Origin of the sequence: Streptomyces sp. NPDC058650 (assembly GCF_042717315.1) — a bacterium.
In the GTDB taxonomy this organism is placed as follows: domain Bacteria; phylum Actinomycetota; class Actinomycetes; order Streptomycetales; family Streptomycetaceae; genus Streptomyces.
This window is the reverse complement of sequence record NZ_JBHXRL010000025.1, coordinates 88,144-103,431: the sequence shown is the minus strand read 5'-3', so window position 1 is coordinate 103,431 and position 15,288 is coordinate 88,144. Positions and strand designations below refer to the sequence as shown.

At 72.8% G+C, this 15,288-nt stretch carries 18 protein-coding genes; 14 read left to right on the top strand and 4 right to left on the bottom strand.

The genetic code is table 11. The annotated features are described in order from the left end of the window. Positions 1-384 precede the first annotated feature (384 nt). From ACFWWU_RS32515 to ACFWWU_RS32480, 8 genes are all read left to right on the top strand, one after another. Complete coding sequence (locus tag ACFWWU_RS32515; protein ID WP_037631020.1) at positions 385-1,410, top strand: ParA family protein; 1,026 nt, start codon at positions 385-387, stop codon at positions 1,408-1,410. Next, the gene (locus tag ACFWWU_RS32510; RefSeq protein ID WP_384151090.1) at positions 1,395-1,892 is read left to right on the top strand and encodes a hypothetical protein; all 498 of its coding nucleotides are present in this window, start codon (positions 1,395-1,397) and stop codon (positions 1,890-1,892) included. The genes ACFWWU_RS32515 and ACFWWU_RS32510 overlap by 16 nt, the downstream gene beginning before the upstream one ends. Positions 1,893-1,937: 45 nt before the next feature. Then, complete coding sequence (locus tag ACFWWU_RS32505; protein ID WP_384151087.1) at positions 1,938-2,912, top strand: segregation and condensation protein A; 975 nt, start codon at positions 1,938-1,940, stop codon at positions 2,910-2,912. Next, positions 2,909-3,502: an SMC-Scp complex subunit ScpB gene (scpB, locus tag ACFWWU_RS32500; RefSeq protein WP_079037675.1), complete on the top strand. Its 594-nt coding sequence runs from the start codon at positions 2,909-2,911 to the stop codon at positions 3,500-3,502. Before ACFWWU_RS32505 ends, scpB begins: the two co-directional genes overlap by 4 nt. Beyond that, positions 3,502-4,749 carry a pseudouridine synthase gene (locus ACFWWU_RS32495; RefSeq protein WP_384151082.1) on the top strand — a complete coding sequence of 416 codons (1,248 nt, stop codon included), beginning with the start codon at positions 3,502-3,504 and terminating at the stop codon, positions 4,747-4,749. The genes scpB and ACFWWU_RS32495 overlap by 1 nt, the downstream gene beginning before the upstream one ends. A 129-nt stretch (positions 4,750-4,878) precedes the next feature. Beyond that, positions 4,879-5,994, top strand: coding sequence for an AAA family ATPase (locus ACFWWU_RS32490; RefSeq protein ID WP_384151079.1), 1,116 nt, complete (start codon positions 4,879-4,881; stop codon positions 5,992-5,994). After that, a complete protein-coding gene (locus ACFWWU_RS32485) occupies positions 5,991-6,731 on the top strand; it encodes an NUDIX domain-containing protein (RefSeq protein ID WP_384151076.1) in 741 nt (246 codons plus the stop codon). Before ACFWWU_RS32490 ends, ACFWWU_RS32485 begins: the two co-directional genes overlap by 4 nt. Then, the gene (locus tag ACFWWU_RS32480; RefSeq protein ID WP_384151073.1) at positions 6,728-7,765 is read left to right on the top strand and encodes an ADP-ribosylglycohydrolase family protein; all 1,038 of its coding nucleotides are present in this window, start codon (positions 6,728-6,730) and stop codon (positions 7,763-7,765) included. The genes ACFWWU_RS32485 and ACFWWU_RS32480 overlap by 4 nt, the downstream gene beginning before the upstream one ends. Positions 7,766-7,814: 49 nt before the next feature. Here ACFWWU_RS32480 and ACFWWU_RS32475 read toward each other — a convergent pair whose 3' ends face one another. The 3 genes from ACFWWU_RS32475 to ACFWWU_RS32465 are packed head-to-tail and all read right to left on the bottom strand — an operon-like array spanning position 7,815 to position 9,377. Then, entirely contained in the window at positions 7,815-8,492 is a 678-nt protein-coding gene (locus ACFWWU_RS32475) for a DNA polymerase beta superfamily protein (protein ID WP_384151070.1), read from the bottom strand. A gap of 10 nt (positions 8,493-8,502) precedes the next feature. After that, a complete protein-coding gene (locus tag ACFWWU_RS32470; RefSeq protein ID WP_384151067.1) occupies positions 8,503-8,988 on the bottom strand; it encodes a Rieske (2Fe-2S) protein in 486 nt (161 codons plus the stop codon). Between the two features lie 44 nt (positions 8,989-9,032). After that, a complete protein-coding gene (locus tag ACFWWU_RS32465) occupies positions 9,033-9,377 on the bottom strand; it encodes a DUF952 domain-containing protein (protein WP_384151064.1) in 345 nt (114 codons plus the stop codon). A 100-nt stretch (positions 9,378-9,477) separates the two neighbouring features. On the opposite strand from ACFWWU_RS32465, the gene ACFWWU_RS32460 reads away from it, so the two are divergent. From ACFWWU_RS32460 to der, 6 genes are all read left to right on the top strand, one after another. Continuing rightward, on the top strand, positions 9,478-9,927 hold the full coding sequence (locus tag ACFWWU_RS32460) for a YidB family protein (RefSeq protein ID WP_384151061.1): 450 nt from the start codon (positions 9,478-9,480) through the stop codon (positions 9,925-9,927). Positions 9,928-10,036: 109 nt separating this feature from the next. Further along, positions 10,037-10,399, top strand: a complete 363-nt coding sequence (gene aroH / locus ACFWWU_RS32455; protein ID WP_384151059.1) for a chorismate mutase — start codon at positions 10,037-10,039, stop codon at positions 10,397-10,399. Further along, the gene (locus ACFWWU_RS32450) at positions 10,396-11,484 is read left to right on the top strand and encodes a prephenate dehydrogenase (protein ID WP_384151056.1); all 1,089 of its coding nucleotides are present in this window, start codon (positions 10,396-10,398) and stop codon (positions 11,482-11,484) included. Before aroH ends, ACFWWU_RS32450 begins: the two co-directional genes overlap by 4 nt. Before the next feature lie 275 nt (positions 11,485-11,759). Beyond that, entirely contained in the window at positions 11,760-12,425 is a 666-nt protein-coding gene (gene cmk / locus ACFWWU_RS32445) for a (d)CMP kinase (protein WP_384151174.1), read from the top strand. 53 nt (positions 12,426-12,478) lie between these two features. Beyond that, a complete protein-coding gene (locus ACFWWU_RS32440) occupies positions 12,479-13,090 on the top strand; it encodes a lysophospholipid acyltransferase family protein (RefSeq protein ID WP_384151171.1) in 612 nt (203 codons plus the stop codon). Positions 13,091-13,160: 70 nt separating this feature from the next. Then, positions 13,161-14,609, top strand: a complete 1,449-nt coding sequence (gene der / locus ACFWWU_RS32435; protein ID WP_384151053.1) for a ribosome biogenesis GTPase Der — start codon at positions 13,161-13,163, stop codon at positions 14,607-14,609. Between the two features lie 97 nt (positions 14,610-14,706). Here der and ACFWWU_RS32430 read toward each other — a convergent pair whose 3' ends face one another. After that, positions 14,707-14,988, bottom strand: coding sequence for a hypothetical protein (locus ACFWWU_RS32430; protein WP_384151051.1), 282 nt, complete (start codon positions 14,986-14,988; stop codon positions 14,707-14,709). Positions 14,989-15,288 lie beyond the last annotated feature (300 nt).

The following is a 15,288-nucleotide window of genomic DNA, read 5'->3' as shown; positions in this document are numbered from 1 at the left end:
AAGGTCCGGCCGGCTGTGCGTCCGGCCCCGTCCGGGGCCCGCGCAACTCGCCTCGAACGTAACCCTTTAACCGTTTCGCGCACCCCTGAAACGTGTGGATGCATGCCTGCGCACCCTTGACAGAGACGTGTTCGGTTGCCGACACATCCGGCCGGGAACGGCGGATTGTGTTGCTGCGGAGCGGTGACACGCCATAGAGTCGCCAACCGTCGGCATGGTGCCACGCTGACCTATCGATAAATGTTCCTGGTGACATCCAAGGAGGTAAGACGACTTGTGAATGAGTCGACAATTACTCCCGGGAGCGGTGCGCCAGGTGCCCCGATCGGCTCCGTCGCGGTGCGGACCTTCGCGACGCACCAGCCCATGACGACAGCCCACACGATGAAGACGATGGACGGCCTACACGTGAACGCCACGGCCGGCAACGAGATGGGCCGAGAGTCCACCCACTTCGCCGCCTTTGACGAGGTGCCCGAGGGGCACTTCTACGACCCCGACGCCGAGTATGAGCCCGACCCGGAGTACGCGGCCACCCTCGCACCCGACGCTGCCCGCCAGCGTCGCGAGCGGATCGGCCCCACCGGACGGCCGCTGCCGTACTTCCCGATCCCGGGTCCCCTGACCGACCACGGACCCGCGAAGATCATCGCGATGTGCAACCAGAAGGGCGGCGTCGGCAAGACCACGTCGACCATCAACCTGGGTGCCGCGCTCGCCGAGTACGGACGACGGGTGCTGCTCGTCGACTTCGACCCACAGGGAGCCCTGTCGGTCGGCCTCGGCGTGAACCCGATGGAGCTCGACCTCACCGTCTACAACCTGCTCATGGAGCGGGGCATGTCGGCGGACGAGGTGCTCCTCAAGACCGCCGTTCCCAACATGGACCTGCTGCCGAGCAACATCGACCTCTCGGCCGCCGAAGTCCAGTTGGTCAGCGAGGTCGCGCGCGAGTCCACGCTCCAGCGCGCCCTGAAGCCGCTGATGAACGACTACGACTACATCGTGATCGACTGTCAGCCCTCGCTCGGCCTGCTGACCGTGAACGCCCTGACGGCGGCTCACAAGGTCATCGTGCCGCTGGAATGCGAGTTCTTCGCCCTGCGCGGAGTGGCGCTGCTCACCGAGACGATCGAGAAGGTCCAGGAGCGGCTCAACCCCGACCTGGAGCTCGACGGCATCCTCGCCACGATGTACGACTCGCGGACCGTGCACAGCCGTGAGGTGCTCGCGCGCGTCGTCGAGGCCTTCGACGACCACGTGTACCACACGGTCATCGGGCGGACGGTGCGCTTCCCGGAGACCACGGTCGCCGGCGAGCCCATCACCACGTACGCCTCGAACTCCGTGGGTGCCGCCGCCTACCGCCAGCTCGCCAGGGAGGTGCTCGCCCGGTGTCACGCCGAGTGAGTCTGCCCGGCGCCGACGAACTCTTCCGTACGACCGGGGGGACGGCGCTCCAGTCGTCCTCACCCCGCCGGGCCGTCCCGGCTCCGGCGGGTGAGAGCGACACGGCGGCGGCCGAGGGCTCCGCGGAACACACGGCGGCGGGCTCCGAGGCGGCCGAACCGCGCGCCCGGACGGCGGAGCCGGAGAGCGCCGCCCCGAAGCCGGTGAACGCGGCGGTGCCGGCCCCGGCGGCCCGGCGGCGCGGCGGCCGTGCCCCGAACCGGCGGCCCAGCGGCCGTGAGCGCCACGACGAGAAGATCACGGTCTACGTCTCCGCCGAGGAGCTCATGGACCTGGAGCACGCCCGGCTCGTCCTCAGGGGCGAACACGGTCTCGCCGTCGACCGGGGCCGGATCGTCCGGGAGGCGGTCGCCGTGGTCCTGGCGGACCTGGAGTCCCGCGGCGACGCGAGCATCCTCGTACGCCGCCTGCGCGGCCGCTGACGGTAGCCTGCGGGCTGCCGAGCTCTCCGTACCTCCTGGATCCCCATGCACCACGTCTCTGACGAATCGTCCCGCCCGCCGGGCCGCCGCCCCCTGGGCCGCGGCCCGGGCGAGACGGCGCCGGAGGGGCCTCCGGTGGGGGAGCCCGTAGCCGCAGCTCCCGCAGCTCCCGCAGCTCCCGCAGCTCCCACCGCTCTCGCCGCTCCTCCGATGGACGCCGAGCCCGGCGACGGGCGGTTCACGGTGCGGCTCGCGAACTTCGAGGGGCCCTTCGATCTGCTCCTCCAGCTGATCACCAAGCACAAGCTCGACGTCACCGAGGTCGCCCTCTCCCAGGTCACCGACGAGTTCATGGCGCACCTGCGCGCCCTGGGCCCCGACGGCGACCTCGACCAGACCACCGAGTTCCTCGTCGTCGCCGCCACGCTGCTCGACCTCAAGGCCGCCCGGCTGCTCCCCGCCGCCGAGGTGGAGGACGAGGCCGACCTCGCCCTCCTGGAAGCCCGCGACCTGCTCTTCGCCCGCCTCCTCCAGTACCGCGCGTACAAACGGATCGCGGAGATCTTCCGGGACCGCTGGGAGGCCGAGGGCCGCCGCCACCCCCGTACCGTCGGACTCGAACCGCACCACGCCGAGCTGCTCCCCGAGGTCGTCATCTCCATCGGGGCCGAGGGCTTCGCCAGGCTGGCCGTCAAGGCCATGCAGCCCAAGCCCGAGCCCCAGGTCTACGTCGACCACATCCACGCCCCGCTCGTCAGCGTCCGCGAGCAGGCCGCCGTGGTCGTCGCGCTGCTGCGCGAGCGAGGGACGGCCCTCTTCCGGGAGCTGATCGAGGACGTCGGAGACGACACCCTCACCGTCGTCGCCCGCTTCCTCGCCCTCCTGGAGCTCTACCGGGAGAAGGCCGTCGCCCTCGACCAGGAGACCGCCCTGGGGGACCTCACGGTCTCCTGGACCGGCGGGGAGGCGGATCCGTCCGGGGCCGTGACCGACGAGTTCGACCAGGAGACCGCCGCATGAGCGACCTCAAGCCCTCCCTCGAAGCCGTCCTGATGGTCGTCGACGAGCCCGCCACCGAGCAGCACCTCGCCAAGGTCCTGGACCGCACCCCGCGCGAGGTGGCCGACGCCCTGCACGAGCTGGCCGACGAGTACACCGCCCAGGGCCGCGGCTTCGAGCTGCGGCGGGTGGCCGGCGGCTGGCGCTACTACACGCGAGCCGCCCACGCCGCGGCCGTCGAGGCCTTCGTGCTCGACGGGCAGCAGGCCCGGCTCACCCAGGCGGCCCTGGAGACCCTCGCGGTCGTCGCGTACCGCCAGCCGGTCAGCCGTTCCCGGGTCTCCGCGGTCCGCGGGGTCAACTGCGACGGGGTCATGAGGACCCTTCTCCAGCGGGGTCTGGTGGAGGAGGCGGGCGCGGAACCCGAAACAGGTGCGATCCTGTACAGGACGACGAACTATTTCCTGGAGCGGATGGGCCTGCGCGGCCTGGACGAACTCCCCGAGCTCGCGCCTTTCCTCCCCGAGGCGGAGGCGGTCGAGCCGGACTCCCTGGAAGGCGTCCCGTCGTTCGATCCGGACGCAGACGTAGACGACAAGACGGAAATTTGATGCGAAGCAGCAGCGGCAGGAACAGCAGCGGAAACAACGGCGGGAGCCGTGGTGGCAACAGCGGCGGCCGCGGCGGCAGCGGCGGTGGCCGCGGCGGCAGCAGCAGCGGTGGCGGTGGCTACCGCGGCGGCAGCAGCGGCGGCGGCGCCGGTCGTGGTGGCAGCAGCGGCGGTGGCGGTGGCCGCGGCGGCAGCGGTGGCGGTGGCGGTGGCTACCGCGGCGCCGGCGGCGGCCGCGACGACAGGCAGGGTGGCGGCAGCGCCAGGCCGCGCAACCCGCGCCCCGAAGAGCGCCAGTACGACGTCCCCGGCCTCGGCGGCTCCGCCGGCGGCCCCAAGAGCGGCCGCGGCGCCTCCGCGCGCGGTGGCGCCAAGGGCGGCCCCCGGCAGTCCCCGCAGCGCGGTGGCGGCCGTACCGAGCCGTCCCGCTCGCGCGAGTACGACGCCCGTACGGAGGAGCGCAACCGGGAGCGGTACGCCGGCAAGCCGGAGATCAAGACCCCCAAGACCTTCCCCGGCGCCGAGCAGGAGGGCGAGCGTCTGCAGAAGGTCCTCGCCCGCGCCGGCGTGGGCTCGCGGCGTGCCTGCGAGGAGCTCATCGAGCAGTCCCGCGTCGAGGTCAACGGCGAGATCGTCATCGAGCAGGGCAAGCGCGTCGACCCGGAGAAGGACGAGATCAAGGTGGACGGCCTGACCGTCGCCACCCAGTCCTACCTCTTCTTCGCGCTGAACAAGCCCTCCGGCGTCGTCTCGACCATGGAGGACCCGGAAGGCCGCCAGTGCCTCGGCGACTACGTCAACAACCGTGAGACCCGGCTCTTCCACGTCGGCCGGCTCGACACGGAGACCGAGGGCATCATCCTGCTCACCAACCACGGTGAGCTGGCCCACCGCCTCACGCACCCCAAGTACGGCGTGAAGAAGACCTACCTCGCCGCCATCACCGGCCCGCTGCCCCGCGAGGTCGGCCGGATGCTCAAGGACGGCATCGAGCTGGAGGACGGGTACGCCCGCGCCGACCACTTCCGCGTCGTCGAGCAGACCGGCAAGAACTACCTGGTCGAGGTCACGCTGCACGAGGGCCGCAAGCACATCGTGCGCCGGATGCTGGCCGAGGCCGGCTTCCCGGTCGACAAGCTGGTCCGTACGGCCTTCGGCCCGATCTCGCTGGGTGACCAGAAGTCGGGCTGGCTGCGCCGTCTGACCAACACCGAGGTCGGCATGCTGATGAAGGAAGTCGGGATGTAGTTCCCACCCCCTCTCCGCGAGAGGCCCGTGACCGCAGGTCGGTCACGGGCCTTTTCCGTGCCTTCTCATGCTTGTGGCCGGGGCGCGTCTCCATTTATAGTCAGAGTGACTCTTAAGGAGGGAGGCGACGTGCACCACTACGGCCACGGCCTCGTCGTCGGCGGCTTCTCTCCGCCGCACGCCGGCCACCACCACCTCGTCCGCACCGCGCGCGAGCGGTGCGAGCGTCTCACCGTGCTCGTCTGCGGCTTCTCGACCGAGAGCCTGCCCCTGGCCGACCGCGTCGCCTTGATGCGCGAGATCCACCCCGAGGCCCTCGTCGTCGGAGCCGTCGACGACAGCCCCGTCAGCCTGCGGGCCGCCGTGCCCGAGCGTGTCGACGCCGTCTTCGTCGCGGAGCCGTACGGGGAGTCGTACGGGGACGAGCTCGGCCGCCGCCTCGGCGCGGAGTCCGTCACCGTCGACCCCGACCGCACCCGCTTCCCCGTCTCCGGCGCCGCCGTCCGCGCCGACCTCGCCGGCTCCTGGGACTACCTGGAGCCGCCGGTACGTGCCGCGCTCACCCGGCGCGTCGTCGTCCTCGGCGCCGAGTCCACCGGCACCACCACCATGGCCCTCGCCCTCGCCGACCACTACCGGCGGCGCGGCGGCGTCTGGGCCCGCACCCGGTGCGTACCGGAGTACGGGCGCGAGTACCGCGAGCTCAAGCTCGCCGAACTCCGGGCCGAACGCCCCGGCGCCACCTGGGCCGACGTCACCGTCCGCTCCTCCGACTTCCCCGTCATCGCGCGGCGGCAGGCCGAACTGGAGGAGGAGGCGGCCCGGGACGGCTCGCCCGTGCTCTTCTGCGACACCGACGCCTTCGCCGCGACCATCTGGCACGAGCGGTACACGGGCACCGTGAGCGCCGAGACCGGGGAGGTCGCCGCCCACGGCCGCCGGCACCTCTGGCTGCTCACCGATCACCGTGGCGTCGCATGCCAGAACACCGAGAACACCGAGAACACCGAGAACACCGAGAACAGCGCGAACGCCGAGGGCACAGAGGGTACGGCGCTGCGCGACGGGGAGCACCTGCGGCCCTGGATGACCGCACGCTTCCTCACCCAGCTCACCCGCACCGGCCGCCGGACGGCCGTCCTCAGCGGCCCGCACGAGGAGCGGCTCGCGGCGGCCGTCGCCGCCGTCGACGCGCTCCTCGCCGAGGGCAGCCACCTCGCCGACCCCTTGCCGGAGCGCCGATGAACACCGCCCCGCCCGCGGCGGACGGCTACGACAAGTACGCCTTCGAGCCCTTCGCCGTCACCGCCGACCTCGCCGTCCTCACCGTCCGCGAGGAACGCCTGCACGTCCTCCTCGTCCAGCGGGGCCAGGAGCCGTACGCGGGGGAGTGGGCGCTGCCCGGCGGCTTCGTCCTGCCCCGCGAGTCCGCCGACACGGCCGCCCGCCGCGAGCTCGCCGAGGAGACCGGGCTGCCCGGGGCCACCGTCGCGGGACTCCACCTCGAACAGCTCCGCACCTACAGCGACCCCGACCGGGACCCCCGGATGCGGGTCGTCTCCGTCGCCTTCACCGCGCTCGTCCCCGGCCTGCCCGAGCCGCGCGGCGGCGGCGACGCGGCCGAGGCGCGGTGGCTGCCCTACGGCTCGTACGGGCCGCTGGCCTTCGATCACGACCGGATCCTCGCCGACGCCCGCGAACGCGTCGGCGCCAAGCTCGAGTACACGTGCCTCGCCACCGCCTTCTGCCCGCCCGAGTTCACCCTCGGCGAGCTCCGGCAGGTGTACGAGACGGTCTGGGGCGTCGAACTCGACCGCCCCAACTTCCGGCGCAAGGTCCTCACCACACCCGGCTTCGTCCGGGCCGTGGAAGGGCCGCCGCGCCGCACCGGCGGACGGGGGAAACCGGCCGCTCTCTACCGGGCGGGCGAGGCCACGGCCCTCCACCCGCCGCTCCTGCGACCGGAAGGACGACCCTCATGACCCTGCCCCCGACCCGTACCGCGGTGAAGCGGGCCGCGACCGGATCCCTCGTCGGCCTCGCGCTCGGCGACGCGCTGGGCTTCCCGACCGAGTTCAAGGACGTGCCGGCGATCCTCGCCGCCTTCGGCCCCTGGCGGGAGACGGACCTCCCGCTCGCGCGCGGGACGGCGTACGTCACCGACGACACCCAGATGACCCTCGCCTTCGCCCGGGGCATCCGCACGGCGATGGACCGGGGCGCGCTCGCCCCGGAGCGCCTCGCCCGGCCGGTCCGGGACGAGTTCGTCGACTGGTACCACTCCCCGGAGAACAACCGGGCCCCCGGCAACACCTGCCTGCGCGCCTGCCTGCTCCTCGACGGCGACCGGCCGTGGCAGGACGCCAGCCAGATCGGCTCCAAGGGCTGCGGCGCCAACATGCGGGTCGCGCCGATCGGCCTCGTCCCCGGGCTGAGCGAGGAGCAGCGCGCGGGCGCCGCCCAGCTCCAGGCAGCCCTCACCCACGGCCACCCCACCGCGCTCGCCGCCTCCGACCTCACCGCCCGCGCCGTGTACCTCCTCGCCCAGGGCGTGGACCCGGCCGGGCTCGTCGGACAGCTGCGCTCGTACGCGTACGAGAACCGCTCCCGCTACCACGAGCACTGGCTCGGCGACCTCTGGACCCGCTCCCAGGACCCCTCCGCCCGGCACTTCGTCGAGCGCGGCTGGGACGAGTGCCTGGCCGTCCTGGAGCGCCTGGACGCCGTCCAGCGCACGGCTGACCCGGAGCTCGACCCCTGCGAGTACACCGGTGACGGCTGGATCGCCGAGGAGGCCTTCGCGACCGGCCTGCTCTGCTTCCTCCTCTTCCCCGGTGAGCCCCTCACCGCCCTGCGCAGGGCGGCCTGCACCCGGGGCGACTCCGACTCGATCGCCGCCCTCGCGGGCGCCTTCGCCGGCGCCCATCTGGGCGCGGACGCCTGGCCGAAGGAGTGGGCCGAGCGCGTCGAGTACCGGAGCGAACTGCTGACGTTCGGGGCGCTCTGGGACGCCTGACCGGGGCGCCGCGAGCTGCCGGAGGACGTCCGGCCGGGGCGCCGGGGCGTCAGAGCGACGCGCGGCGGGCGCGGATCAGGAAGTCCTGGACGCGGGTGTGGTCCGGGGCGGCGGGGAGCGGGCTCGTGTCGTGGGCGCGGTCCGCCTCGTCCTGGAGGCGGTTCATCCAGGACTCGACCTCCTGCCACGGCACCTCGCCCCGCTTGACCGCGAGGAAGCGGTCGCGCTCCTCGCCGACGTCGACGCGGAGCTCGCCCGTGCGCAGCAGGTCGCGGCAGCTCGTCAGCAGCCGCAGCAGGTGCATCGCGTGCTTCCAGCGCGGCTGCCCGTACTGGCGGACGTCCGCGTCCAGCTTGCGGCGCTGGCCGCCGGCGTAGCGGACGAAGGTCTGGTGGGCCTGCCGGGAGAGGAAGGCCCCGCGCAGGGAGAGGAGTTCGCGGCCCGTGTCGTCGACGTGCTCGACGACGGGGGAGTGCAGGCACTCCAGGGCGTTCGGGTTGTTGCGCAGGGCCAGCTCGCAGAAGCGCTCCAGCTCCCAGCTGAACTGGTCCTCGCCCGGGCCCTCCACATGGGCCGGGGGCTTGTCGAACCGCCAGAAGAGCGGCGTCGGGGCGAGATAGACGCCCCGCACGTCGGTGTCGCTGCCCTCGGTCGCCAGACCGAAGGCGTGCGAGCCCATCACACAGGAGTAGATCGTGTGGTCGCGCACCAGCTCGTCCGGGGTCATGCCGGTCAGGCTACGCGAGGGTGATCGAATCCCCCGAGACATTGATCTGCTCGGCCGGGAGGGGACGGGGAGCCGGTCCCGCCGCCACCGAGCCGTCGGCGATGCGGTACTTGGAGCCGTGGCAGGGACAGTCGATGGTGCCGTCCGCGACCTTGTTCACCAGACAGCCCTGGTGGGTGCAGACCGCGGAGAAGGCCTTGAACTCGCCTGCGGTCGGCTGCGTGACGACCACCTTCGCCTCGGTGAAGACCGTGCCGCCGCCGACCGGGATCTCGGAGGTCGTCGCCAGCGGGGGAGCTGCCGTCGTCGTGGGGGAGGTGGGCGACGTGGCCGATGTGGCGGGCGTCTCAGGAGTGGCGGATGCCGCGGGGGCGCTCGGCGTGGCCGGGGCGCTGGTGGTCGTACCGCCGTCGCCCTCGCCGTCCGAGCCGCAGCCCGTCGTCAGGGCCGCGGCGGCGAACAGGACGGTACGGCGGTGCGTGGCGCGTGAAGTCATGGCGCCAGCTTGGCGGTGCCCCGGCCCAGGGACCCGCAACACGCCTACGGGCGGGGCGTCAGCTCCCTCGCACGGCCGCCCGCGTCCCGGCGGACCTCCAGGACCGCCGTCACCGCGGACCGCTCGATCGCTCCGTAGACGTGCGGGAAGAGCCGGCCCTCCGCGCCCTCCCAGCGGACCTCGCCGCTCAGCCGGGACTCGTCGATCACGAGGACCAGGAGCGGGCCGGCTGCGGACCGGTAGGGGCCGTCGGCGATCGCGAGGGCCGAGGGCTCGTCGGCCGAGCAGTGGACGAAGCCCTCGGCGGCCAGCGACGGCGGGGCGTAGGGGGCGGTCGGGTCGGCGGGGTCGGCGGCCCAGTCGGCCTGCGGTACGACGTGCAGCAGCATGCCGACTGTTCTACCGCGTCCGGGGTGTGTACACCGAGTGGCGGAATGAGGTGATATGGGTGAGATTGTCCGTGATTCGTACCGGACGAAAGGCAGAGCGATGGCGGGAAACGACCTCGGCAGTCTCCTCGGAAGCCTCCTCGACGGCGGAAGCGGAGGCGGCGGCCAGGGCGGTAGCGGCGGCGCCGGCGGTGCCGGCGGCATCCTCGGCTCCCTGCTCGGCGCCCTCGCGGGCGGCAAGGGCGCCGGTGGCGCCGACGCCGCGAACCCGCTCGGCGGACTCCTCGACATGCTGACCAGGTCCGGTCTCGTCGACCAGGCCCAGTCCTGGGTCGGCACCGGCGAGAACAAGCCCGTCAGCGGCGCCGAGATCGCCGAAGCCCTCCCGGACGACACCCTCCAGAAGGTCGCCCAGGACGCCGGCGTCAGCCCGCGGGAGGCCGCCGACCAGATCGCCCAGTCCCTGCCGCAGGCCGTCGACAGGCTGACCCCGGACGGCGCGGTGCCCCAGGGCTCCCTGGAGGACCTCATCCGCCGGCAGCAGCTCTAGAGGATCTCGCCGGCGCCCGCCCTCCGTCTCGGAAGGCGGGCGCCGCGACGCGTCCTTCCACCGCTGACTAGGCTGAACGGAGCACTCGACGCAGGCGAAGGAGTACGACGTGGCGGTACGAGCGGTCCGAGGCGCCGTCCAGCTGGAGCGGGACGAGGCCGGACACATGCGCGAGCAGGTCGAGGAGCTGCTCACCGCCGTCCTCACGCGCAACGAACTCACCGCCGACGACCTCATCAGCATCTGGTTCACGGCCACGCCGGACCTGCACAGCGACTTCCCCGCCGCCGCGGCCCGCCGGATCGGCATCGTCGACGTACCCCTGATCTGCGCCCAGGAGCTCGACATCGAGGGCGCGATGCCGAGGGTCGTCCGGCTCCTCGCCCACGTCGAGACCGATCTGCCCAAGTCCCGGATCGCGCACGTCTACCTCGGCGCCGCGGCCGCCCTGCGCAAGGACATCGCCCAGTGAGAACAGCGCTCGTCATCGGCACCGGCCTGATCGGCACCTCCGCGGCGATCGCCCTGGCGGGCCGCGGTGTCACGGTCCACCTCCGCGACCACGACCCGGCACGGGCCCAGACGGCCGCCGCGCTCGGCGCGGGCACCGACGAGGCACCCGAGGGCCGCGTGGACCTCGCGATCGTCGCCGTGCCCCCGGCGCACGTCGCCTCGACCCTCGCCGAGGCGATGTCCGCAGGCCTCGCCCGCGGCTACCTGGACGTGGCGAGCGTCAAGGGCGGGCCGAAGCGGGAGCTGGAGGCGCTGGGCCTCGACCTCACCACGTACATCGGTTCGCACCCGATGGCCGGCAAGGAGCGCTCGGGCCCGCTCGCGGCGACCGCGGACCTCTTCGAGGGACGGCCCTGGGTCCTCACCCCGACCCGTGACACCGACACCGAGGTCCTGAACCTCGCCCTGGAGCTCGTCGCCCTCTGCCGGGCCGTGCCCGTCGTCATGGACGCCGACGCCCACGACCGGGCCGTCGCCCTGGTCTCCCACACCCCGCAGCTGGTGTCGTCGATGGTCGCCGCGCGCCTGGAGGAGGCCGACGAGTCGGCCGTACGCCTCTGTGGGCAGGGCATCCGTGACGTCACCCGGATCGCCGCCTCCGACCCGCGCATGTGGGTCGACATCCTCTCCGCCAACCCGGGCCCCGTCGCCGACGTCCTCTCGGGCGTCGCCGACGACCTCGCCGAGACGGTCCGCGCGCTGCGCTCCCTCCTGTCCGTCGACGAGGACAAGCGCCGGGACGGCGCCTCCGGCATCGAGGACGTCCTGCGGCGCGGGAACGCCGGCCGCGCCCGCGTCCCCGGCAAGCACGGCGCCGCCCCCACGGTCTACGAGACCGTCGCCATCCTCATCAGCGACCAGCCGGGCGAGCTGGCCCGGATCTTCGCCGACGCGGGCCGTGCGGGCGTCAACATCGAGGACGTCCGCATCGAGCACGCCACCGGCCAGCAGGCGGGCCTGGTCCAGCTCATGGTCGACCCCGCGGCCGCCCCGGCCCTGAGCGCGGCCCTCCAGGAACGCGGCTGGGCGCTGCGGACGCCCTGACGGCGCGCGGACGGGGCCGGGCAGCGCGCGGACGGGGCCGGCCAGCCACGCCGACGGAGCCGGCAGCCACGCGGACGGGCTGCCGGTACGGGCCGCCGACGGTACGGGAGAGCTCGCCGGGAGCCCCTCCCGCAGGCCTCCGGCACCGCCCCGCAGGGGCTCCGACGTGGGCTGGGCCGAACGGGTGCGTGGGACTCGGTAACCTTGTGGGGGCCCCTTGCATCTCCGCCGAGGCCCTACCGCTCCCCCAGGAAGGTGTTCCCACCGTGGAATCCGTGATCGTCGCCATCGACGGGCCGTCCGGCACGGGCAAGTCGAGCACCTCGAAGGCGGTCGCCGCCAAGCTGGGGCTGAGCTACCTCGACACCGGCGCCCAGTACCGGGCGATCACCTGGTGGATGATCAGCAACGGCGTCGACGTGACCGACGCCGACGCCGTCGCCAACGCCGCCGCCAAGCCGGACATCATCTCCGGCACCGACCCGGGCCGCCCCACCATCACGGTGGACGGTGTCGACGCCGCCGGTCCCATCCGGACCGAAGAGGTCACCTCCAAGGTCAGCGCCGTCAGCGCCGTCCCCGAGGTGCGGGCGCTCATCACCGACCTCCAGCGGTCCATCGCGAAGGGCGCCGAGCACGGCATCGTCGTCGAGGGCCGGGACATCGGCACCACCGTCCTGCCGGACGCCGACCTGAAGATCTTCCTCACCGCCTCGCCCGAGGCCCGTGCCGCCCGCCGCTCCGGCGAGCTCAAGGGCGCCGACGTACAGGCGACGAAGGAAGCCCTGATCAAGCGGGACGCGGCCGACTCCGGCCGCAAGACCTCCCCGCTCGCGAAGGCCGACGACGCCGTCGAGGTCGACACCACCGACCTCACCCTGGACCAGGTCATCGAGTGCGTCGTCACCCTGGTGGAGGAGAAGAGGGCGGGCGCCAAGTGACCCTGCCCTCAGCGAAGGGCGCCGTCGTCGGCCGACGCATCGGCATCGGCCTGATGTACGGCTTCTGGAAGCCGCGCGTCCTCGGCGCCTGGCGGGTGCCGGCCTCCGGCCCCGTCATCCTCGCCGTCAACCACGCGCACATCATCGACGGTCCCATGCTCATGGGCACCGCACCGCGCCCGGTGCACTTCCTCATCAAGAAGGAAGCCTTCGTCGGGCCCCTCGGGCCCTTCCTGAAGGGCATCGGGCAGGTCAAGGTCGACCGCGACAGCACCGACCGGAACGCGATAGGCAACGCCCTGGGCGTCCTGGAGCAGGGCGGCGTCCTCGGGATCTTCCCCGAGGGCACCCGGGGCGAGGGCGACTTCGCCTCGCTGCGCGCCGGCCTCGCCTACTTCGCCGTCCGCAGCGGCGCTCCGATCGTCCCGGTCGCGGTGCTGGGGACCACCGGGCGGGACGGTCGGGAAGAACCGGCGCGCCGCGGACGGTTGGTCAAGGCACTGCCTCCGCTGCGCGGCCGCGTCGACGTCGTCTTCGGCGACGCCTTCGAGGCGGGCGACGGATCAGGGCGACGCACCCGCAAGGCGCTCGACGAGGCCACCGTACGGATCCAGGGACAGCTCACCGCTCACCTGGAAAACGCCAGGCGCCTCACCGGGTGCTGAGCGAGACTTTCAGTAGTGGGCCCCGCGGCATGGGGACCCACCGACCACGAATGATCAAGGAACGGACTTCATGAACGACCAGCACGACCACGGGGCACTTGGCGACGCCGAGTACGCGGAGTTCATGGAGCTCGCCTCGGAAGAAGGCTTCGCCGCCGAAGAGATCGAGGGCGCGATCGAGGAGGCCGGGCACGGCCCCCTCCCCGTCCTCGCCGTCGTCGGCCGTCCGAACGTCGGCAAGTCGACCCTGGTGAACCGCATCATCGGCCGCCGCGAGGCCGTCGTCGAGGACAAGCCGGGCGTCACCCGCGACCGCGTCACCTACGAGGCCGAATGGGCCGGGCGCCGCTTCAAGGTCGTCGACACCGGCGGCTGGGAGCAGGATGTCCTGGGCATCGACGCCTCCGTCGCCGCCCAGGCCGAGTTCGCCATCGAGGCCGCCGACGCCTGTCTCTTCGTCGTGGACGCCACCGTCGGCGCCACCGACACCGACGAGGCCGTCGTCAGGCTGCTCCGCCGCGCCGGGAAGCCGGTCGTCCTCGCCGCCAACAAGGTCGACGGACAGTCCGGCGAGGCCGACGCCACCATGCTCTGGTCCCTGGGCCTCGGCGAGCCGTTCCCCGTCTCGTCGCTGCACGGCCGCGGTACCGGCGACCTCCTCGACGAGGTCCTGAAGAAGCTGCCCGAGGCCCCCGAGCAGCGCTTCGGCAACGCCGTCGGCGGCCCGCGCCGCATCGCCCTCATCGGCCGCCCGAACGTCGGCAAGTCCTCCCTGCTCAACAAGGTCGCGAACGAGGACCGGGTCGTCGTCAACGAGCTGGCCGGCACCACCCGCGACCCGGTCGACGAGCTCATCGAACTCGGCGGCGTGACGTGGAAGTTCGTCGACACCGCCGGCATCCGCAAGAAGGTCCATCTCCAGTCGGGCGCGGACTACTACGCCTCCCTGCGAACCGCGGCCGCCATCGAGAAGGCGGAGGTGGCCGTCATCCTCATCGACACCACCGACAAGATCTCGGTCCAGGACCAGCGCATCATCACGATGGCGGTCGAGTCGGGCCGCGCCATCGTCATCGCCTACAACAAGTGGGACGAGCTCGACGAGGAGCGCCGCTACTACCTCGAGGGCGAGATCGAGACCGAGATGCAGCAGGTCGTCTGGGCGCCCCGGGTCAACGTCTCCGCCAAGACCGGCCGCCACATGGAGAAGCTGGTCCCGGCCATCGAGACCGCCCTCGCCGGCTGGGAGACCCGCGTCCCCACCGGCCGGCTGAACGCCTTCCTCGGCGAGATCGTCGCGGCCAACCCGCACCCGATCCGCGGCGGCAAGCAGCCCCGCATCCTCTTCGGTACGCAGGCGGGCACCAAGCCGCCGCGGTTCGTCCTCTTCGCCTCGGGCTTCCTGGAGGCCGGCTACCGGCGCTTCATCGAGCGCCGTCTGCGCGAGGAGTTCGGCTTCGAGGGCACCCCGATCCACATCTCGGTGCGCGTGCGCGAGAAGCGCGGCCGGAAGAAGTAGTCGGCAGCGTGGTGTGACGGACACGGCAGAGGGCCGGGGCGACAAGCCCCGGCCCTCTGCCGTGTCGCGGACGGGTCCGCTGTGGTGTCCGCCGGACTCAGAAGCCCCGGCGGGGTCCCGGCGGGAGCGCCGCCGGGGTGTGGTGCTGCGCCGTCCACATCGGCGGATGCGCGGAGGCGTACCGGTGACCGGTGCCGTATCCCTGGCCGTTGCCGTACAGGCCCGTGCTCGTGGTCGTGCCGAAGGCCCGGAACGTCACCTCCTCCTCGCCGCTGCGATCACCCGGCAGTGTGCGGAACGACCGGCGGTACTCCGAGAACAGGGCGTCGTAGATCGGCGTGGCCGACTGGCCCGCCGTGACGTCCTGCGCCGGGCGCATGGAGGGGATCTGGCTCGGATACGGCTGGAGGAAAGGGTCGTATGGGTGCACGTACGTGCCAACGACACCGCCGCCGGTCGGATGCGGGCGGCTCTCCGAAAGAGACGCCCGCCGGGGGCGCGGCACGGTCGGAACCTCCGGCACCGCGGCGCCCCCGGCGGTCCTCGGCGCCGCGGCCCCGAGGGGACCGCCCGCCGCCGAGGGCCCGGCCGATGCCGATCCTGACGCCCCGCTGAACCCTGGCGGCCCGTCCAGCCCTGCGAATCCGCTGAACCCGGCGGATTCGCTCGGCCGCGCGGG